The 20,855-nt window shown below is 64.8% G+C and carries 17 protein-coding genes; 16 read left to right on the forward strand and 1 reads right to left on the reverse strand.

Annotated elements, in window-relative coordinates:
- Nucleotides 1-16: 16 nt before the first annotated feature.
- The 12 genes from QTI66_RS25320 to QTI66_RS25375 all read left to right on the forward strand — a co-directional run bounded on the left by QTI66_RS25320 (nt 17) and on the right by QTI66_RS25375 (nt 14,591).
- The gene (locus tag QTI66_RS25320; protein ID WP_286562828.1) at nt 17-340 is read left to right on the forward strand and encodes an NAD(P) transhydrogenase subunit alpha part 2; all 324 of its coding nucleotides are present in this window, start codon (nt 17-19) and stop codon (nt 338-340) included.
- Complete coding sequence (locus QTI66_RS25325; RefSeq protein ID WP_286562829.1) at nt 337-1,824, forward strand: NAD(P)(+) transhydrogenase (Re/Si-specific) subunit beta; 1,488 nt, start codon at nt 337-339, stop codon at nt 1,822-1,824. Before QTI66_RS25320 ends, QTI66_RS25325 begins: the two co-directional genes overlap by 4 nt.
- 57 nt (nt 1,825-1,881) lie before the next feature.
- Entirely contained in the window at nt 1,882-3,558 is a 1,677-nt protein-coding gene (locus QTI66_RS25330) for a long-chain-fatty-acid--CoA ligase (protein ID WP_286562830.1), read from the forward strand.
- Between the two features lie 99 nt (nt 3,559-3,657).
- Nucleotides 3,658-4,662, forward strand: a complete 1,005-nt coding sequence (locus QTI66_RS25335; RefSeq protein ID WP_286562831.1) for an ABC transporter permease subunit — start codon at nt 3,658-3,660, stop codon at nt 4,660-4,662.
- A complete protein-coding gene (locus QTI66_RS25340; RefSeq protein WP_286562832.1) occupies nt 4,659-5,567 on the forward strand; it encodes an ABC transporter permease subunit in 909 nt (302 codons plus the stop codon). The genes QTI66_RS25335 and QTI66_RS25340 overlap by 4 nt, the downstream gene beginning before the upstream one ends.
- Before the next feature lies 1 nt (nt 5,568).
- A complete protein-coding gene (locus QTI66_RS25345; RefSeq protein WP_286562833.1) occupies nt 5,569-6,597 on the forward strand; it encodes an ABC transporter ATP-binding protein in 1,029 nt (342 codons plus the stop codon).
- Complete coding sequence (locus tag QTI66_RS25350; protein WP_286562834.1) at nt 6,594-7,613, forward strand: peptide ABC transporter ATP-binding protein; 1,020 nt, start codon at nt 6,594-6,596, stop codon at nt 7,611-7,613. Before QTI66_RS25345 ends, QTI66_RS25350 begins: the two co-directional genes overlap by 4 nt.
- A gap of 60 nt (nt 7,614-7,673) precedes the next feature.
- Entirely contained in the window at nt 7,674-9,296 is a 1,623-nt protein-coding gene (locus tag QTI66_RS25355; protein WP_286562835.1) for an ABC transporter substrate-binding protein, read from the forward strand.
- 129 nt (nt 9,297-9,425) lie between these two features.
- Complete coding sequence (locus tag QTI66_RS25360) at nt 9,426-10,181, forward strand: 5'-methylthioadenosine/adenosylhomocysteine nucleosidase (RefSeq protein WP_286562836.1); 756 nt, start codon at nt 9,426-9,428, stop codon at nt 10,179-10,181.
- Nucleotides 10,178-10,699 (forward strand): MOSC domain-containing protein, encoded by a 522-nt coding sequence (locus QTI66_RS25365; protein ID WP_286562837.1) that lies wholly within the window; start codon nt 10,178-10,180, stop codon nt 10,697-10,699. The genes QTI66_RS25360 and QTI66_RS25365 overlap by 4 nt, the downstream gene beginning before the upstream one ends.
- A gap of 113 nt (nt 10,700-10,812) precedes the next feature.
- A complete protein-coding gene (locus QTI66_RS25370; protein ID WP_286562838.1) occupies nt 10,813-12,210 on the forward strand; it encodes a DUF1254 domain-containing protein in 1,398 nt (465 codons plus the stop codon).
- A 41-nt stretch (nt 12,211-12,251) separates the two neighbouring features.
- A complete protein-coding gene (locus QTI66_RS25375; protein WP_286562839.1) occupies nt 12,252-14,591 on the forward strand; it encodes a xanthine dehydrogenase family protein molybdopterin-binding subunit in 2,340 nt (779 codons plus the stop codon).
- Here the strand turns inward: QTI66_RS25375 and corA are convergent, their stop codons facing one another.
- Complete coding sequence (gene corA, locus QTI66_RS25380) at nt 14,592-15,584, reverse strand: magnesium/cobalt transporter CorA (RefSeq protein ID WP_286562840.1); 993 nt, start codon at nt 15,582-15,584, stop codon at nt 14,592-14,594.
- A 256-nt stretch (nt 15,585-15,840) separates the two neighbouring features.
- Here corA and QTI66_RS25385 point away from each other — a divergent pair, with 256 nt between their 5' ends.
- The 4 genes from QTI66_RS25385 to hprK all read left to right on the forward strand — a co-directional run bounded on the left by QTI66_RS25385 (nt 15,841) and on the right by hprK (nt 20,260).
- On the forward strand, nt 15,841-17,928 hold the full coding sequence (locus tag QTI66_RS25385) for an ATP-dependent helicase (protein ID WP_286562841.1): 2,088 nt from the start codon (nt 15,841-15,843) through the stop codon (nt 17,926-17,928).
- Between the two features lie 369 nt (nt 17,929-18,297).
- Nucleotides 18,298-18,627 carry a ribosome hibernation-promoting factor, HPF/YfiA family gene (gene hpf / locus QTI66_RS25390; RefSeq protein ID WP_286562842.1) on the forward strand — a complete coding sequence of 110 codons (330 nt, stop codon included), beginning with the start codon at nt 18,298-18,300 and terminating at the stop codon, nt 18,625-18,627.
- 103 nt (nt 18,628-18,730) lie between these two features.
- Complete coding sequence (locus QTI66_RS25395) at nt 18,731-19,198, forward strand: PTS sugar transporter subunit IIA (RefSeq protein ID WP_286562843.1); 468 nt, start codon at nt 18,731-18,733, stop codon at nt 19,196-19,198.
- 102 nt (nt 19,199-19,300) lie between these two features.
- A complete protein-coding gene (gene hprK, locus QTI66_RS25400; protein ID WP_286562844.1) occupies nt 19,301-20,260 on the forward strand; it encodes an HPr(Ser) kinase/phosphatase in 960 nt (319 codons plus the stop codon).
- Nucleotides 20,261-20,855 lie beyond the last annotated feature (595 nt).

Genomic DNA, 20,855 nt, shown 5'->3' on the forward strand with positions numbered 1-20,855 from the left:
TCGCGAGGAGAAGACCATGGATCCCGTCAGCCACACAGTCATCAACCTGATCATCTTCGTGCTCGCCATCTACGTGGGCTACCACGTGGTGTGGACCGTCACGCCGGCGTTGCACACGCCGCTGATGGCGGTGACGAACGCCATTTCGGCCATCGTGATCGTGGGCGCCATGCTGGCGGCCGCGCTCACCGAAACGACCCTGGGCAAGACCATGGGTGTGCTCGCGGTGGCGCTGGCGGCCGTGAACGTGTTCGGCGGCTTTTTGGTCACGCGGCGAATGCTGGAAATGTTCAAGAAAAAGGACAAGAAGGCGCCCGCTGAAAAGGGGAACGCAGCATGAGCATGAATGTCGTCACGCTGCTGTACCTCGTTGCCAGCATCTGCTTCATCCAGGCCCTGAAGGGCCTGTCGCATCCCACGACGTCCATCCGCGGCAACATCTTCGGCATGGTCGGCATGGCCATCGCCATCCTGACGACCGCGGCGCTCATCGTTCAGCTCTCGGGTGGCAAGGCCATCGGCATGGCCTGGGTGCTGCTGGGCCTCGTGGTCGGTGGCGGCTACGGCGCCTATCGCGCCAAGACCGTCGAGATGACGCAGATGCCCGAACTGGTGGCCTTCTTCCACAGCATGATCGGCCTGGCGGCCGTGTTCATCGCGGTGGCTGCTGTCGTCGAGCCGTGGGCTTTCGGCATCACGCAGGCGCCAGTCGCTGCTGCCGTCGGCGTCAACACGCCCGAAGGCGCCTTCATCGTCGATGGATTCCTGCGCTACGGCATCCCGGCAGGCAACCGGCTGGAGCTGTTCCTGGGCGCCGCCATCGGTGCCATCACCTTCAGCGGCTCGGTCATCGCCTTTGGCAAGCTCTCGGGCAAATACAAGTTCCGCCTGTTCCAAGGCGCACCGGTGCAGTTCAAGGGACAGCACATGCTGAACCTGATCCTGGGGCTGGTCACGATCGGCCTGGGCCTGGTGTTCGTGTTCACCGAAAGCTGGTACGCATTCCTGCTGATGGTGGTGCTGAGCTTCGTGATGGGCGTGCTCATCATCATCCCGATCGGCGGCGCGGACATGCCGGTGGTGGTGTCGATGCTCAACAGCTACTCGGGTTGGGCGGCCGCGGGCATCGGCTTCAGCCTGAACAACGCGATGCTGATCGTGGCCGGCTCCTTGGTGGGCTCTTCGGGTGCGATCCTGAGCTACATCATGTGCAAGGCGATGAACCGCTCGTTCTTCAACGTGATCCTGGGCGGCTTCGGCGGCGAGGCGGCCACGGCCGGTGGCGCGGCCAAGGAGCAGCGCCCGGTCAAGAGCGGCAGCGCAGACGACGCGGCCTTCGTGCTGAGCAACGCCGAAACCGTGATCATCGTGCCGGGCTACGGCCTGGCCGTGGCGCGCGCGCAGCACGCCGTGAAGGAACTGGCAGCGAAGCTCACCGAGCACGGCGTGACGGTGAAGTACGCCATCCATCCCGTGGCAGGCCGCATGCCGGGCCACATGAACGTGCTGCTCGCGGAGGCCGAAGTGCCCTACGACCAGGTGTTCGAAATGGAAGACATCAACGGCGAGTTCGGGCAGGCTGACGTGGCCATCATCCTGGGCGCCAACGACGTGGTGAACCCTGCCGCGTTGCAAAAGGGCACGCCGATCTACGGCATGCCGATCCTGGAGGCGTACAAGGCCAAGACAGTGATCGTGAACAAGCGCTCGATGGCAGCAGGCTATGCTGGCCTGGACAACGAGCTTTTCTACATGGACAAAACCATGATGGTCTTCGGCGATGCCAAGAAGGTGGTCGAGGACATGGGCAAGGCCATCGAGTAATTCCCCGGAGCGCGGCGCAACAAAGCCGCGCCAGTTAGTGAGACAAGAGACATTTCAATGACAGATCGCCCCTGGCTGAGCGGATATTCCGCCGGCGTGCCCGCCGATATCGACGCTTCGCAATACGCATCGCTGGTTGCGTTGATGGAAGAGAGCTTCAGCCGCTTCGCCGACCGCGTGGCTTACAGCTACATGGGCAAGGACATCACCTACGGCGAGGTCGACGAGGCCAGCCGCAAGATGGGCGCTTACCTGCAGGGCCTGGGCCTGGTCAAGGGGGATCGGGTTGCGCTGATGATGCCCAACACGCCGCAGTACCCGATTTCGGTGGCGGGCGTGATGCGTGCCGGCATGGTGGTGGTCAACGTCAATCCGCTGTACACGGCGCGCGAACTGGAGCACCAGCTCAAGGACTCGGGCGCCAAGGCCATTGTCATCATGGAGAACTTCGCGGCAACCTTGCAGCAGTGCATTGCCGCAACGCCGATCAAGCAGGTGGTGCTCACGGGCATGGGCGACCAGCTCGGTGCACTGAAGGGTGCGCTGGTGAACTTCGTGGTGCGCAGCGTCAAGAAGATGGTGCCGGCCTTCCAGCTTCCCGGTGCGGTTCGCTTCAACGATGCGCTGTCGAAGGGCGGCTCGCGCACCTTGCAGAAGGTCGACATCCGTCCTGACGACGTGGCCCTGCTGCAATACACCGGCGGCACGACGGGCGTTTCGAAGGGCGCGGTGCTGTTGCATCGCAACGTGATCGCCAACGTGCTGCAGTCCGAAGCCTGGAACGACCCGGTGATGAAGCGCGTGCCGGCAGGCGAGCAGCCCACCAGCGTTTGCGCGCTGCCGCTCTATCACATCTTCGCCTTCACGGTGAACATGATGCTGAGCATGCGCACCGGCGGAAAGACCATCCTCATTCCGAATCCGCGCGACATTCCGGGTGTGCTCAAGGAGTTGTCGCAGCACACCTTCCACAGCTTCCCGGCCGTCAACACGCTGTTCAACGGCCTGGCCAATCATCCCGACTTCAACACCGTCAACTGGAAGAACCTCAAGGTGTCCGTCGGCGGTGGCATGGCGGTGCAGAGCGGCGTCGCCAAGCTGTGGCTCGAAAAAACCGGTTGCCCGATCTGCGAGGGCTATGGCCTGTCGGAAACCTCGCCTTCGGTGAGCTGCAACCCGACGACCAGCCAGGAATTCACCGGCACCATCGGCCTGCCGCTGCCCAGCACATACATCAAGCTGCTGGACGACGAGGGCAACGAAGTGCCGCACGGCGAGCCCGGCGAGATCGCCGTCAAGGGCCCGCAGGTGATGGCGGGCTACTGGCAACGCCCCGACGAAACCGCCAAGGTCATGACCGCGGACGGCTACTTCAAGACCGGCGACGTCGGCATCGTCGATGCGCGTGGCTACTTCAAGATCGTGGACCGCAAGAAGGACATGATCATCGTCAGCGGCTTCAATGTGTATCCGAATGAAGTCGAGGACGTGGTCTCGCAGATTCCGGGCGTGCTCGAATGCGCCGTCGTCGGCTTCCCGGATGAGAAGACGGGCGAGGGCATCAAGCTCGTGATCGTCAGGAAGAATGAAAGCTTGACGGAGCAAGAGGTGCGCGATTTCTGCCGCGCCAACCTCACTGGATACAAGCAGCCGCGCAAGATCGAGTTCCGCACGGAGTTGCCGAAGACGAATGTCGGCAAGATCCTGCGACGCGAATTGCGCGACAAGAGCTGACGCTGACGCGATTTGTCCTGACCGCCGGCTGAAGTTCCAGCCGCAATAGGGGTTCTGCCGCCTTCACGGGCCGGCATCGCTCTTGCATATTCGTGCGCAATGCTCCGATTCCTTCTGACACGCGTGAGTCTTCTCGTGCCGACCTTCATCGGCATGACGCTGCTCGCCTTCTTTTTGATCCGGCTGGTGCCGGGCGATCCCATCGAGACACTGGCCGGTGAACGCGGCATCGACGCCGCGCGCCATGCCGAACTGCTCAAGGCCTATGGCCTGGACCAGCCGCTCATCACGCAGTACTGCATCTACGTGCTGCGCGTGCTGCAGGGCGACCTCGGCAAGTCGATGATCACGCAGGAACCGGTCATGACCGAGTTCCTTTCGCTGTTCCCCGCGACGGTCGAGCTGGCGCTTTGTGCCATGGTGTTCGCTTTGCTGCTGGGCATTCCCGCCGGCATCATCGCGGCGGTGCGGCGCAACTCCGTGTTCGACCACGGCGTGATGGCGGTGTCGCTCACCGGCTATTCGATGCCCATTTTCTGGTGGGGGCTGCTGCTGATCCTGTTCTTTTCGGTGCAGCTCGGCTGGACGCCGGTGTCGGGCCGCATCGCGGTGCAGTATTTCGTCGAGCCGAGCACGGGCTTCTTGCTGATCGACTCGCTCAAGTCCGACGAGCCCGGTGCCTTCTGGTCGGCGCTCAAGCACCTCATCCTGCCGGCCATCGTGCTCGGCACCAATCCGCTGGCGGTGATCGCGCGCATGACGCGCTCGGCCATGCTCGAGGTGCTGGGCGAGGACTACATCCGCACCGCGCGTGCCAAGGGCTTGTCGAAGTTTCGCGTGGTGGCGCTGCATGCGCTGCGCAACGCGCTGATCCCGGTGGTCACCGTGATCGGCCTGCAGGTGGGCGTGTTGTTCACCGGGGCCATCCTCACCGAGACGATCTTCTCCTGGCCCGGCGTGGGCAAGTGGCTCATCGAGGCGATCGGCCGGCGCGACTACCCCGTGCTGCAGGGAGGCATGTTGCTGCTGGGCGTGATCGTGATGGTGGTCAACCTGCTGGTCGACGTGGCGTACGGCGTCATCAACCCGAGGATCCGGAAATGACGGCGCCTGCATCCTTGCCCGTGGTGGTGAACGGGCCTTCGGCGCCGCCCGGACCGTGGCGCGAGTTCTGGGGCGCGTTCTCGGCGAACAAGGGCGCCGTGGCGGGCCTCGCCGTGATCGCGCTGCTGCTGACGGTCGCATTGCTGGCGCCGTGGATCGCGCCGCATGCACCCAACCAGACCGACAGCGCCGCCTTCCTGCGGCCACCGGCTTGGCAAGAGGGAGGCTCGATGCAATACCTGCTGGGCACCGACGCCATCGGCCGCGACATCCTCTCGCGCCTGATGTTCGGCGCGCGCCTGTCGCTGTCGATCGGCATCGCGGTGGTCGCGCTGTCAATCGCAGTGGGCATCGCGCTCGGGCTGATCGCGGGCTTCGCGCGCGGCATCGTCGAGATCGCGATCATGCGGCTCATGGACATCATCCTGACGCTGCCGAGCCTGCTGCTGGCCATCGTCATCGTGGCGATCCTCGGGCCGGGGCTCATCAACGCGATGCTGGCCGTGGCGGTGGTGGTGTTGCCGCACTATGTGCGCATCACCCGCGCAGCGGTCATTACCGAGGTCTCGCGCGACTACGTGACGGCCGCGCGCCTGAGTGGTGCGGGGCTCTTGCGGCTGATGTTCCTTGAAGTGCTGCCCAACTGTGCCGCGCCACTGATCGTGCAGGCCTCCTTGGGCGTGTCCACCGCCATCCTCGATGCGGCGGCGCTGGGCTTCCTCGGCCTGGGCGCACAACCGCCGTCGCCGGAGTGGGGCACCATGCTCGCCGACGCGCGTGAATTCGTGCTGCGCGCCTGGTGGGTCGTGACCTTTCCGGGCCTGGCCATCCTGGCCGCGGTGCTGGGGTTCAATTTACTGGGTGACGGCTTGCGCGACGCGCTCGACCCGAAACTGAAACGCTGACATGGCACTTCTCGAAATTCAGGACCTCCACGTCGAGTTCCCCACGCAAGGCGGCATCATGCATGCAGTCGAAGGCGTGAGCCTGCAGGTCGACGAGGGCGAAGTGCTCGGCATCGTGGGCGAGTCGGGCTCGGGCAAGAGCGTCACGATGATGGCGCTGATGGGCCTCATCGCCTCGCCGGGCAAAGTGAGCGCGACACACCTGCGCTTTGCCGGCAAGAACCTGCTGGGCCTGTCCGACCGCGAGCGCCGCGCACTTGTCGGCAAGGACGTGGCGATGATCTTCCAGGAACCCACGACCAGCCTGAACCCCTGCTTCACGATCGGCTTCCAGCTCGTGGAGACGCTGCGGCTGCACCTCAAGCTCGACAAGCGCGCAGCCCACAAGCGCGCCATCGAACTGCTGGAGCAGGTCGGCATTCCGGCCCCGGCTTCGCGCATCGGCGCCTATCCGCACCAGCTTTCCGGCGGCATGAACCAGCGCGTGATGATCGCGATGGCCATCGCCTGCAATCCGCGCCTGCTGATCGCCGACGAGCCTACGACGGCCCTGGACGTGACCATCCAGGCGCAGATCCTCGACCTGCTGCGCAGCCTGCAGAAAGAGCGCGGCATGGCGCTGGTGCTCATCACGCACAACATGGGCGTGGTCGCCGACATGGCGCAGCGCGTGGCCGTGATGTACGCGGGGCAGGTGGTGGAGCAGCAGCGCGTCGATCGCCTGTTCGCCGCGCCGCAGCACCCCTACACCGAGGCGCTGCTCGCCGCATTGCCCGAACGCGCCGCGCCCGAAGGCCGGCTCGCCACGATTCCCGGCGTGGTGCCCGGCGTGCATGACCGGCCCGCGGGCTGCCTGTTTGCGCCGCGCTGCAACTACGCCACCGCGCATTCGCGTGCGGTGCGGCCCGAACTGCGTGCCATTCCCGGCAGCGAGGGCGGCCTGGTGCGATGCCACTACGCACTGGGCGATCCCAACCGCGCCGCGCTCATCGAGCGCGATGGCCCGCAACCCGTGGAGGCCCTGCCATGACGACGCGCGACGAAATCGTCGCCGAAGCCAGGGACCTGCAAAAGGTATACGACATCCGCCGCGGCATGTTCCGCGCGCCTGCGCACCTGCAGGCCGTGGGCGGCGTCTCCTTCACCCTGGCGCGTGGCCGCACCCTGGCCGTGGTCGGTGAGTCCGGCTGCGGCAAGTCCACGCTGGCGCGCATGGTCACGCTCATCGAGAAGCCCACCGCCGGCACGCTCTCGCTGGTAGGCATGGACGCTGTGAATCCGCCGTCCGGGCGCAAGCGCGAGCTGCGGCAGGCGGTGCAGCTGGTGTTCCAGAACCCCTATGGCTCGCTGAACCCGCGCAAGAAGATCTCGGCCGTTCTGGAAGATCCGCTGGCCATCAACACCACGCTGGGCAAGACAGAGCGCGCGGCCAAGGCGCGCGAGATGCTGTCGCGCGTCGGCCTGCGGCCGGAGTACGCCAATCGCTACCCGCACATGTTCTCCGGCGGGCAGCGCCAACGCATCGCCATCGCGCGTGCGCTGATGCTGCAGCCACGCCTGCTGGTGGCCGATGAACCGGTGTCTGCGCTCGACGTGTCGATCCAGGCGCAGGTGCTCAACCTGCTGGCCGACCTGCAGAACGAACTGGGGCTGGCCTATCTCTTCATCTCGCACGACCTCGGCGTGGTGCGCCACATCGCGCACGACGTGCTCGTGATGTACCTCGGTCACGCGGTAGAGCAGGGCCCGAAGGCGCGGATCTTCGCGCGGCCATTGCACCCGTACACGCAGGCTTTGCTCGCGTCGACGCCGGGCTTGGCGGCGGGTCAGCGCATCGTGCTGCAGGGCGAATTGCCCTCGCCGCTGAACCCGCCCACCGGCTGCGTGTTCAACACGCGCTGCGCGCATGCGACCGACCGCTGCCGCGCTGAACGGCCTGTGTTGCGCGCACTCGACGAAAGGATGGTGGCATGCCATCACGCCGAGAAGTTTATTGATGGTGCAGCCGGTGTGGCTCCCCATAATCCGCAGCTTGCGCCGGCCTGAAGGCGGGCGCGCAACCCTTTCCCTCTCCCCTGTGTCTCCCTGTCTGAAGGAGTTTTCGCAATGACAAGCAAGTCCCCTGTCGCGCGTCGCGTTCGTGCCGCCGCAACCCTGATCGTTCCCGTTGCCTTTGCGCTGGCCTGTGGCGCCGCGGCGGCCAAGACGCTCGTTTATTGCTCCGAGGGCAGCCCCGAGAATTTCTACCCCGGCGTGAACACCACCGGCACCTCCTTCGACGTGACCACGCAGGTCTACAACACCATCGTCGAGTTCGAGCGCGGCGGCACCAAGGTCGTGCCGGGCCTGGCTGAAAAGTGGGACATCTCGGCCGACGGCACCGAGTACACCTTCCACCTGCGCAAGGGCGTGAAGTGGCACACCACGAGCAAGAGCTTCAAGCCCACGCGCGACTTCAACGCCGACGACTTCATCTTCATGATCGAGCGCCAGTGGAAGGAAAACGACCCCTTCTTCAAGGTCACCAGCCCCAACCATTCCTACTTCAACGACATGGGCATGCCCAAGCTGTTGAAGTCGGTCGACCGTGTTGACGACTACACGGTCAAGATCGTGCTGAACAAGGCCGAGGCGCCGTTCCTGTCGAACCTGGCGATGCAATACGCCGGCATCCAGTCGAAGGAATACGCCATTGCCATGCTCAAGGCCGGCACGCCCGAGAAGGTGGACCAGGACCCGATCGGCACCGGCCCCTTCTACCTCGTGCAGTACCAGAAGGACGCGATCATCCGCTTCAAGGCCTTCCCGCAATACTGGGGCGGCAAGGCCAAGATCGACGACCTGATCTTCGCCATCACGCCCGATGCGTCGGTGCGCTGGGCCAAGCTGCAAAAGGGCGAGTGCCACGTGATGCCGTACCCCAATCCGGCCGACCTCGACGCGATCCGCAAGGACCCGAACGTGACGCTGATGGAGCAACCCGGCCTGAACGTCGGCTACCTCGCCTACAACACCCAGAAGAAGCCGTTTGATGACGTGCGCGTGCGCAAGGCCATCAACATGGCGATCGACAAGAAGGCGATCATCGACGGCGTTTACCAGTCTTCCGGCATTGCCGCCAAGAACCCGATTCCGCCGACGATGTGGTCGTACAACGATGCGGTCAAGGACGACGCCTACAACCCCGAAGCCGCCAAGAAGTTGCTGGCCGAGGCCGGTTTCCCCAACGGCTTCACCACCGACCTGTGGGCCATGCCGGTGCAGCGGCCCTACAACCCGAACGCCAAGCGCATCGCCGAACTGATGCAGGCCGACTTGGCCAAGGTCGGCGTCAAGGCCGAGATCAAGACCTTCGAATGGGGCGAATACCGCAAGCGCATGCAGGCTGGCGAACACCAGATGGGCATGCTCGGCTGGACCGGCGACAACGGCGATCCGGACAATTTCATGTACACGCTGCTGGGCTGCGCATCGGCGCAGTCCAATGGTTCGAACGTGGCCAAGTTCTGCTACCAGCCGTATGAAGATCTGGTCGTGAAGGCCAAGAACGTGCCCAAGCAGGCCGATCGCGATGCGCTGTACAAGAAGGCGCAGGTGGTCTTCAAGGAACAGGCGCCGTGGTTCACGATTGCGCACGCGGTGCAGCTCAAGCCCGTACGCAAGGAAGTGATCGACTTCAAGCTGAGCCCGTTTGCGCGCCATACCTTCTACGGCGTGGATATCAAGTAGCTTGTTGCTCGCCCCAGGCTCCGCGCACTTCGTGTCGCTCCTCCAACCCCCTGCCGGGGGCAACATTAGCGGCCCGGCGAAGCCGGTTCCGCGGTGTTTCCCGCATGAGCTTGGGTTGCACAATCGGCTATGACCACAGCGATTCTGAGTGCGTTGCCTGAGGAGCAGGAGGGGCTGGCGGCGCAGCTGGATGGGGTGCGCCTCGTGCGATACGCGGGGCGGGATTTTCATTTGGGGCTGTGGCACGGGCGCAGCGTCGTGTTCGCCTTGTCGCGCATCGGCAAGGTGGCGGCGGCGACGACGGCTGCGGCACTGATCGAGCGCTTTGGTGCCACGCGCATCATGTTCACGGGCGTGGCTGGCGGATTGCATCCGGATGTGCGGGTGGGGGATACGGTCATCGGCACCGAATTCCTGCAGCACGACATGGATGCGTCGCCGCTGTTTCCCAGGCACGAGGTGCCGCTTTATGGGCGCTCCCGATTTCCGGCCGATGGGGAGCTTGTCGGCTTGCTGCTGGCTGCGGCGCGCTCGGATGCTGCGAGTGCCGACAGACTCTTTGATGACGAAACGCGGGCGCGCTTTGGACTCGAATCTCCGCGCGTGCACCAGGGGCTACTGATCAGCGGCGACCGCTTCGTCTCTCGCGCCGAGGAAGCACACGCGCTGCGTCAGGCGTTGCCGCAGGCGCTGGCCGTGGAGATGGAGGCCGCGGCCGTGGCGCAGGTGTGCCACGACCACGGCGTTCCCTTTGCCGCGGTGCGCAACATCTCCGACCGCGCCGACGATCAGGCGCATGTCGACTTTCCGGCCTACCTCGCGCAAGTCGCAGGACGACAGGCGCGGGCGTTGATTGCTGCATTGCTGCCCACGCTGCCGACGTGAACGACCTGCGCGAACTGACGTCCAGCTTCCCGCACGCGGGCCGGCTCGACGCCATCGTGCTGCGGCCAGCACGCCGAGCGCCTGTGCGCTGCGTGACCGAGGCCCTCGCGCTGGCTGGACGCGGGCTTGAGGGCGATCGGGCCGTCTTGCGCGCCTCAACGGCAGTGGGCGGCGGCAAGCGGCAAGTCACCTTGATCCAGGCCGAGCACTTGCCGGTGATCGCCGCGCTGTCGCGCCACGCGGCCGTCGGGGCGGAGCTTCTGCGGCGCAACCTCGTCATCTCCGGCTTGAACCTGCTTGCGGCGCGCAGCCTGTTCCGGGACCAGCCGATGCACCTGTGCATCGGCGCGGAGGTTGTCCTTGACATCACCGGCCCGTGCGAGCCCTGCTCGCGCATGGAAGAGGCGCTTGGCGCCGGCGGGTACAACGCCATGCGCGGCCATGGCGGCGTCACGGCACGCGTGCTGGCCGGTGGGCGCCTGCAATGCGGTGACGTGGTGTCGGTGCGGCTTCCCTGAGCTTTTGGCGCCGCAGCGGCGGTTGATTGACGTGGGCCGGTCAGGCCAACACAATGAAAGTGGAAGGGCCGGCCAGTACCGGCCCCTTGTTTTTCCAAAGCGAAAGGCTGCCTGTGGTCCTGACACGAAAGCTTCTGGGGCGCGCCGCGATGGCGTTCGGCGCCATCGTGCTGAACGCCTGCAGCAGCACACCGGCGAGCGCCCCGCCATCCGGAGGCGCCGATTCGCAATTGCGCGCCATCGCGAAGGAGGCCTACATCTACGCCTTCCCGATGCTGGAAAACTACAACACCATGTACAAGCAGTTGGCCAACCCGGCCGGCAAGGAGTACACCGGCGGCTTCGGAAAGTTCAGGCACTACTCGGAGGCCTACACGCCGGAAAACCACGACGTCGTGACGCCGAACAACGACACACCGTACTCCTGGGCGTGGCTCGACTTGCGTGCCGAACCCTGGGTGGTGAGCGTGCCCGCGGTGCCGGGTGACCGCTACTACGTGCAGCAGTGGGTCGACCTCTTCACCTACAACTTTGCCTACGTCGGCTCGCGCACCACCGGCAACGGGCTGGGCAACTTCCTGATCGTCGGGCCGAACTGGAAGGGCGCGATGCCGGCGGGCATCAACCAGGTGTTTCGCTCGGAAACCGACATCGTCATGACGCTGACGCGGGTGGCGCTCGATGGCCCGGCCGACGTGCCCAACGTCAAGGCGGTGCAGTCCGGCATGCAACTGCGCTCGCTCAGCCAGTACGACAAGATGACTGCGCCACGGCCCGCGCCGGCCATCGTGTTCCCACCCTACGACGCGGCGAAGGCGCGCTCGCACGACTTCATCGGCTACCTGAATTTCCTGCTGCAGTTCACGCAGCCGCCGCATCCCAGCGAGGTCGACCTGATGAAGCGCTTCGCCATGATCGGCATCGGCCCCGGCGTGCCCTTCGACGCGGCCAGGCTGCCGCCTGCGACTTTGGCCGCCATCGACGCGGGCGTTGCCGACGCGAAGGCCGAGCAGGCGCAGGTGGCCCGGACCACGCTGTCGTCCAACGGCCTGTTCGGGACCCGCGAGGCGCTAAAGAACAACTACATGACGCGGGCCATCGCCGCTGAAAAGGGTCTGTACGGCAACTCGCTGGAAGAGGCGTGGTACGGCGGCTACGCGGGCGATGGCAACAAGCTGTCGACCGTTCACTTTGCCAAGGGGCAACTGCCCCCGGCGAAGTTCTTCTGGTCGATGACGCTCTACACCCTGCCTGACCGCTTTCTTTACGCGAACCCCATCAAGCGCTATTCCGTTGGCGACCGCACGCGCGGACTGAAGCGCGATGCAGACGGCGGCCTGACGCTATACATTGGCAATGCGTCGCCGGGGCCGGACAAGGAATCGAACTGGCTGCCGGCGCCGCCGGGCCCTTACAGCGCCGTCGCCCGTGTCTACGGACCGAGCAAGGCGGCGATGGACGGAACCTGGAAACTGCCGCCACTGACGCCCATGGACAGCCCGACGAAGTAAGACCAACAACCATTTCGACCACCCACGAACAGGCGAATCCCGTGAACACTGCAACCCTGACCCCGCCGACCGAAGCGGGCCGCTTCGGCAGCGGCCAATCCGTGCGTCGTCTCGAAGACGAAGCGCTGCTCGCCGGCAAGGGCCGGTACACCGACGACGTGCGCGTCGAGGGCACCCTGCACGTGGCCTTTGTGCGCTCGCCCTATCCGCATGCGCGCATCGTGTCGGTGGACACATCGACGGCGGCATCGATGCCGGGCGTGGCGAAGGTCATCACCGGCGCCGATCTCGTGGCCGATGGCGTCAAGGCGATCCCGGGTGTGGCGGGATTCGTGCGCGCGGATGGCACGCCTGCCGCCGGCCCGCCGCGGCGGGCGCTGGCGCACGAGCGTGTGCGTTTCGTCGGGGAAACCGTGGTGGCTGTGCTGGCCGACACCGTGCAGCAGGCGCGCGATGCGGCCGAGGCGGTGTTCGTCGAGTACGAAGAGTTGCCGATGGTCGTCGACCCCATGAAGGCGATCGAACCCGGCGCACCCGTGATTTGCGACGAGGCGCCGGACAACGTCTCGGCCGAGATGCGCCACGGCAACGCGCAGGCCACGGCCGACGCCTTTGCAAGGGCCGCGCATGTGGTCAAGCTCGAGATCAACAACCAGCGCCTGGCGGCCGTCACCATCGAGCCGCGTTCCGCGCGCGCCGACTTCGACAAGGACACCGGCCGCACCACGATCCGCATGAGCACGCAGTGCCCCTCGGGCGTGCGCGACAACATCTCCAGCGACATGCTCGGTGTCGCAAAAGAGGACTTCCGCGTCGTCGTGGGCGACGTGGGCGGCGGCTTCGGCATGAAGACCGGCGTCTATCCGGAAGAAGCGCTGGTGGCCATCAGCGCCCGCTCGCTGAAGCGCTCGGTGAAATGGATTGCCGATCGCAGCGAGGAGTTCGTCTCCGCCACGCATGGCCGCGACGTGCTCGTGCAGGCCGAGCTGGCGCTGGATGCCAACGGCAAGATCCTCGCGCTGCGCCTGCTGTCGCACGCCAACGTCGGCGCGTACCCGACCGGCGCGGGCGTGGCCATCCAGATCCTGATCGGCCCGTGGGTGCAGACCAGCATCTATGACATCCAGACCATCGACTTCCATTTCAAGGCCGTGATGACGAACACGACGCCCACCGGTGCGTACCGGGGCGCGGGCCGGCCGGAAGCCATCTTCAACATGGAACGCCTCATGGACGAGGCGGCGCGCCAGACGGGCATCGACCGCATCGAACTGCGTCGCCGCAATTTCGTCAAGCCGCAGCAGATGCCGTACACGAACCCGATGGGCCAGGTCTACGACAGCGGCCAGTTCGAGAAGGTGATGGACGGTGCGCTTGCGCTGGCGGACTGGTCGGGCTTCGACGCGCGTGCCGCCGAATCCGCCAGCCGCGGCAAGCAGCGGGGCCTCGGCATCGCGACCTTCCTCGAATGGACCGGCGCCATGGTGCTGGAAGAGCGCGTCACCGTCACTGTGCTGGCGGACGGCATGATCGAAGTCTTCTCGGCCGTCAACGCGATGGGCCAAGGCATCCAGACTTCGCTCACGCAGTTGATCGTCGACGCCTTTGGCGTGCCCTTCGACAAGGTGCGTGTAATCCTCGGCGACACCGATCGCGGCGATGGCTTCGGCAGCGCGGGCTCGCGCTCGCTGTTCGTTGGCGGCTCGGCGGTTCGCGTCGGATCGGATCGCGCCATCGAGCACGCCCGCGGTCTTGCTGCCAAAGAGCTGGAGGTGGCCGCTGAGGACGTGACCTACGCGACCGGCCAGTTCACCGTGGCCGGCACCGACCTTTCCATCGGCTTGTTCGACCTTGCCGGCCGCCAGCCCGATCGCCGGATCTTCCTGGAGTCGGTGAGTTCCGTGTCCGCGCCGAGCTGGCCCAACGGCTGCCACGTCAGCGAGGTCGAGGTCGACATGCAGACCGGCGACGTCGAAGTGGTCGCCTATGCGTCGATGAACGACGTGGGCCGTGTGGTGAACCCGATGATCGTGCGCGGCCAGCTCGACGGCGGGGCCGTGCAGGGCATCGGCCAGGCCTTGCTCGAGGAAATCGTCTACGACCAGGAGACCGGCCAGCTCGTGACCGGCAGCTTCATGGACTACGCGATGCCCATCGCCTTCGGCTCACCGGACTTCAAGACCGACATGGACCAGTCCACGCCCTGCCTGACCAATCCGCTGGGTGTGAAGGGAGTGGGCGAACTGGGCACCATCGGCGCGACGCCGTCGGTCGTCAACGCCGTGGCCGATGCGCTGACGCGCGCGGGTCACAAGGACAAGACGACGAAGCTGCAGATGCCGCTGACGCCCACGCGCCTGTGGTCTGTGCTCCAGGCTTGATCAGGACAGCCAACCCTTGCGGCCGAAGTACCACATCGGCACCACGGCGGTGGCAATCATCAGCACCACGACGTACGGATAACTCAGCAGCGGCCCGAGCCACTCCAGCTCGGGGAACTTCATGTTCATGCCGTAGATGCTCGCCACCAGCGTTGGCGGCAGCAGCGCGACGCTGGCCACCGAGAAGATCTTGATGATCTTGTTCTGGTTGATGTTGATGAAACCGACCGTCGCATCCATCAGGAAGTTGATCTTGTCGAAGAGAAAGGCTGTGTGGTTGTCCAGCGATTCGATGTCGCGCAGGATTTGCCGCGCCTCCTCGAACTGGTCGGCATTGAGCATGCGGCTGCGCATCATGAAGCTCACGGCGCGGCGGGTGTCCATCACGTTGCGGCGAATGCGCCCGTTCAAGTCTTCCTGGCGGGCAATGGCGCCCAGCACTTCACCGGCGAGCTCGTCGCTCACATTGCCTTTGAGCACCTTCTTGCTCATTTGCTCAAGCTCGACATAGATGTTCTCGAGCGAATCGGCCGAGTATTCCGCGTCGGCGTCAAAGAGCTTGAGCAGCACTTCCTTGGCGTCCTCGATCAGCCCCGGTGCCCGGCGCGCGCGCATGCGCAGCAGGCGAAACACCGGCACGTCTTCGTCGTGAATGGAGAACAGCACGCCGCGGCTGCGCAACTCGGCGTTGTGCTGGTTGAGGATGAACGCGACGCGCACCGAGCGCGGGTCTTCGTCGTCATCGATCAGGAAGTCGCTGCGAATATGCAGCTCGCCGTTGTCTTCTTCGTAGAAACGCGCGGATTCCTCGATGTCCTCGTCCATCGCGTCTTCGGGAATGGACAGGCCGTAGTACTGCTTGATCCAGCGCTTTTCATCGACCGTGGGCGATTCGAGGTCAACCCAGATCGGCTGGAATTTGGAAAGCTCTTCGAGCGCCTCGATCTCTTCCTGGACGAGGCGGCCGTTGGCGAGCGTGAAGATATTGAGCATGGCTCACTCCCGGAGAAACGACGGATGGGGGGCGAAGTAGGGGGCGCTTTCAAACCCCTGGGCACGCCATCCGGCGATGGGCGTCAGCAGGGAGTTGAAAGCTGCCGAGTCGGGCAGATTTCCAAGGCGATTGCTCCTGTCGGTTCAACGGGCGCGATTATGTCATCGGCGCCCGGCAATTCGCTGTGCGCAAACCGGTTTCGGATGGCGAAGCTCGCTGCAGTGATCTGGATGGATGTACAGTGATGGCCTCGCCATGCTCACGATCGAACGACCCACGGACCGCCTGCAAAGCGCGCTCGCCACGCTCAACGAAGCGCAGCGCGAAGCCGTTCTCCACGGCATGGATGGCGCAGGTGACGATCAACGTCCGCTGCTGGTCGTGGCTGGTGCGGGCTCGGGCAAGACCAGTACGCTCGCGCATCGTGTGGCCTGCCTGATCGCCAAGGGCGTCGATCCGCAACGCGTGCTGCTCTTGACCTTTTCGCGGCGCGCCGCGATGGAAATGGACCGTCGCGCCGGCCAAGTCCTGACGAAGGTGTTGGGGCTGGGTTCGCAGACGCCACCCTCGCTCCCCTGGGCCGGCACCTTTCACAGCGTGGGCGCGCGCCTGTTGCGCGAATACGCCGCACAAATCGGCCTGGCCGAGAACTTCACGATCCACGACCGGGGCGACGCGGAAGACCTGATGGGCATGGTGCGCCACGACCTCGGCTTCTCATCGACGGAGCGGCGATTTCCACAGAAGGGAACCTGCCTGTCGGTCTACTCGCGCGTCGTCAACACGCGCGACGGCCTGCACGACGTGCTCGCCAAGGCCTTTCCCTGGTGCGCCGAATGGGAAGGCGAACTCAAGCGCCTGTTCGGCGCCTACGTGGAAGCCAAGCAAGAGCAGAACGTGCTCGACTACGACGACCTGCTCCTGTGCTGGTCGGAAATGATGGGCGAGCCTTCACTGGCCGTGCAGGTGGGCGGACGCTTCGACCATGTGCTGGTCGACGAATACCAGGACACGAATCGCCTGCAGGCCGAAATCCTGCAAAGGCTCAAGCCCGACGGACGCGGCATCACGGCGGTGGGCGACGACGCGCAGTCCATCTATTCATTCCGTGGCGCGACGGTGCGCAACATCCTGGATTTCCCTGCGCAGTTCGGCGCGCCGGCGCGCATCGTCACGCTGGAGCGCAACTACCGTTCGACGCAGCCCATTCTGGACGTCTCCAATGCCGTCATTGCCGCCGCCAGCGAACGCCACGCGAAGAGGCTGTGGACCGACAAGCCTTCTGCGGGCAAGGCCCAACTGGTGCTGGTGCCAGACGAAGCCCAGCAGGCGCGGTGGGTCGCCGACCGCGTGCTGGCGCACCGCGAAGGCGGACTCGCCCTCAAGTCACAAGCCGTGCTGTTCCGCGCTTCGTCCCACAGCGCGGGGCTGGAGCTGGAACTCGCACGCCGCAACATTCCCTTCGTGAAATTCGGCGGCCTCAAGTTTCTCGAGGCGTCGCATGTGAAGGACCTGCTCGCCGTCCTGCGATTCGCCCAGAACCCGAAAGGCCGCATGGCAGGGTTCCGGGTCACGCAACTCATTCCGGGCATCGGCCCGGTGACCGCTGCGCGGCTGCTGGATGCCATGGACGAAGCCGCTGACCCCGGCGCCGCCTTGCAAGGCTTTGCGGTTCCTGGCGCTGCGAAGGTGCAATGGGCCGAGTTCGCCGCTGTCTACGCCGAGCTTCGAGGCGGTGCAGGCGCGTGGCCCGCGGACGTAGAGCTGGCGATGCGCTGGTACCTTCCGCATCTGGAGCGTCTTCATGAAGACGCGTCCGTCCGCCGCGCCGACATCGAGCAGTTGGTGCGCCTTGCCGCAGGCTACGGCTCGCGCGAAAGCTTCCTCACCGAACTCACCCTCGATCCACCTGAGGCGACGAGCGATCGCGCCGGCCCGCCCTTGCTCGACGAGGACTACCTGATCCTTTCCACCATCCATTCGGCCAAAGGCCAGGAATGGACTTCGGTGCATGTCCTCAACGTGGTCGACGGCTGCATCCCGTCCGACATGGCGACCGGCGACCCGGAAGACATCGAAGAAGAACGCAGGCTTCTCTACGTGGCGATGACGCGGGCGCGTGACCATCTGCACCTGCTGGTGCCGCAGCGCTTCTACGTCACGCAACAGGCCGCGCGAGGTGACCGCCACCTGTACGCCGGGCGCACGCGCTTCATCACGCAGGCCGATGCCAAGGCCTTTGAAGAAGTGGTTTGGCCTCCGCCGCCAGAACGTCCGGCCGCCGTCCCGCCGCCGGCTGCCACGATCGACCTTCGCAACCGGTTGCGAGCGGCCTGGCGGTAGCCGTGCGGGCAGGGCGCAGCCGTTTCTGACCCCGCGGTCCAAGTCGGGGAATGGCGCCGAACTCCCTTCTTGCTGGAGGGTTGGGTAACGGTCTGGCAACCTACATGTCTGAAGGAAAAACGCCGTAACGCAAGGCAGCGCTTGCAATGCTTGCTATCAAAATAGAAGCGGATTTTCCGCTGAAAGATTCGGTTTCCACCCGGAGTTCCCGGGGATTGCAATTCCACGCCCCGGCGGGCATAGTGAATCGACTCTCTCTTCCTTCTCCCGCTTTTCTTCCTTCCTTCCTCACCCCCCTTTTTTCCCGTCGGCCCCGCCCGATCCCTTGGGCGAGGTCATTTCCCCACCGTCAATCCCAGGAGGTCATTCATGAATTTGACGATCAGCGGTCATCACCTCGACGTCACTCCCGCCCTGCGCAGCTATGTCACTGGCAAGCTAGACCGGATCACACGGCACTTCGACCAGGTGGTCGATGTGAAGGTCATCCTCACCGTGGAAAAGCAGAAGGAAAAGGAAAAGCGCCAACGAGCCGAATGCAACATTCACGTCAAGGGCAATGACATGTTCGCCGAGTCGAGCCATGCTGATCTCTACGCAGCCGTCGATGAACTGGTCGACAAGCTGGATCGCCAGGTCGTGCGCCACAAGGACCGACTGCAAGACCACCACCACGAAGCCCCCAAGCGGGTCATGTAACGTGATGTAGTTATCGCCTCCGGGCAAATACTCTTGCGTGCCGCCTTCGGGCGGCTTTTTGCTTTTGGCGGTGAAGGTGCATAATCGCCCCCGTCCCTCCACCATGAATCGCCTCGCGTCCATCCTGCCGCCCGCTCAAGTCCTTGTGAGCGTTGATGCAACCAGCAAGAAGCGCGCCTTCGAAGAGGCCGGCCTCCTGTTTGAAAATCTCCATGGTCTGGGCCGCGCCCTGATCACGGACAGCCTGTTCGCCCGCGAACGGCTCGGCTCCACCGGCCTCGGTCACGGCGTCGCCATCCCGCACGGCCGCATCAAGGGCCTGAAGTCGCCGATGGCCGCCGTGTTCCAGCTCGCGAACCCCATCGGCTTCGATGCGCCGGACGAGCAGCCGGTTGTCCTGCTGATCTTTCTGCTGGTGCCGGAAGCCGCCACCCAAAAACACCTGGAAATCCTCTCCGAGATTGCCGAATTGCTGAGCGATGCCGGCTTGCGCGAGCGGATCAAGTCGAGCACGGATGCCGCGGCGCTGCACTCGCTGATCGCGGGATGGCAGTCGGCGCAAATCGCTTGACCTTGGGCCCATACGTCGGGTGTGGCCGACGATGCGGGGTTGTTTCGCGGTATTCTGGACTGCTCCAAACTTCTTGGGCGCTGAGCGCCGCCACTTGAACGCATGAAGCCCACCGTTGTCAGCGCGGACGCGATGTTCGAGGAGTTTCGCGGCTCCCTGCGCTGGGAGTGGCTGGCAGGCCTGGGCGCCTCCGAACGCCAGTTCGACGCTGAAGTGATCAGCCGCGCCCAGTCCGCCGCCGATCTGGTCGGCTATCTGAATTACATCCATCCTTATCGCGTGCAGATCCTGGGCGCGCGTGAAGTCGCGTACTTGACGATGGGGACGCCCGAAGACTGTGCGCGGCGTATCGCCCGCATCGTCACGCTGGAGCCGCCGATGCTCGTGCTGGCGGACGGCCAGACCGCACCGGACGCCCTGCTCTCGATTTGCGAGCGCGCGCAATTGCCGCTGTTTGCGACCCGGGAATCCTCCGCCTTCGTGATCGATGTCCTGCGCGCCTATTTGTCCAAGCATTTCGCCGAACGCACTTCGATGCACGGCGTTTTCATGGACATCCTGGGCTTGGGCGTGATGATTACCGGGGAATCGGGACTGGGCAAAAGCGAATTGGGCCTCGAGTTGATTTCGCGTGGCAATGGCTTGGTCGCCGACGATGCGGTTGACCTCTACCGCATCAACCAGACCACCATCGAAGGGCGCTGCCCCGACCTGCTGCAAAACCTGCTGGAGGTGCGCGGCATCGGCCTGCTGGACATCCGCGCGATCTTTGGCGAGACGGCGGTGCGCCGAAAGATGCGCCTCAAGCTGATCGTGCACTTGGTGCGGCGTGACAGCTTCGAGCGCGACTACGAGCGGATGCCGTCCGCACCGCTCACGCAGGATGTGCTGGGCATTCCGGTTCGCAAGGTGATCATCCAGGTCGTCGCCGGCCGCAACATCGCCGTGCTGGTGGAGGCGGCGGTGCGCAATTCGATCCTGCAGCTGCGCGGCATCGACACCTATGCCGATTTCGTGGCGCGGCACCACAAGGCGATGGAAAGCGCGCGCGACCAAGACTAGGTTGGGGGTTGCAAGGGGATCCCTTCGACGACGGCGCGCTCGCAAGGCTTGAGCGGCGGAGGCGCATGTCTTCTGCGCACTTGCAGGGGCGATCGCGCCCCGGAATCCAGATCGCACGTTTCAGTCTTGTCTCTGACTCTGCAGCATCTGCAGCAGACCGGCGCCAGCAAGCGAGTTTTCAAGGCTGGCGGCGCTGATGCAGCCTGCGCCATCCATTGACCCTCTCTTCCCCTCTGCTGAAGCGCAAGTGACGTGCGCGCCGCGTGCGCCTTGATCACTGGCAGGGCGTTCGCTCGTGACGATGCTCGCGATCCCAGCGAACCTCATTCGAACAAGTGCATTCAGGCTTGATCTTGCACTTCCGCGCTGTCCAGGTTGCTCCCAAGACGCTATCTCTTCGCTGAGCAAGTCCCCCTTGCCTCGGCGCTCTCACCGCGTCCACCCAAACCGCGGCTGCTTCATGAGCCCGCCAGCGCGATGACCACTCGTGCGCGAACTTCAGGCTTGACGAGCGGGCATCGACTCTAAATCGAGTGTGAACTTTTCCGCGTGATCGTCGAATTTCGTCGCATTGAAGCGCGGAAATTCCATAAAT

It is taken from the genome of Variovorax brevis, from assembly GCF_030317105.1.
GTDB classification, from domain to species: Bacteria; Pseudomonadota; Gammaproteobacteria; order Burkholderiales; family Burkholderiaceae_C; genus Variovorax; species Variovorax brevis.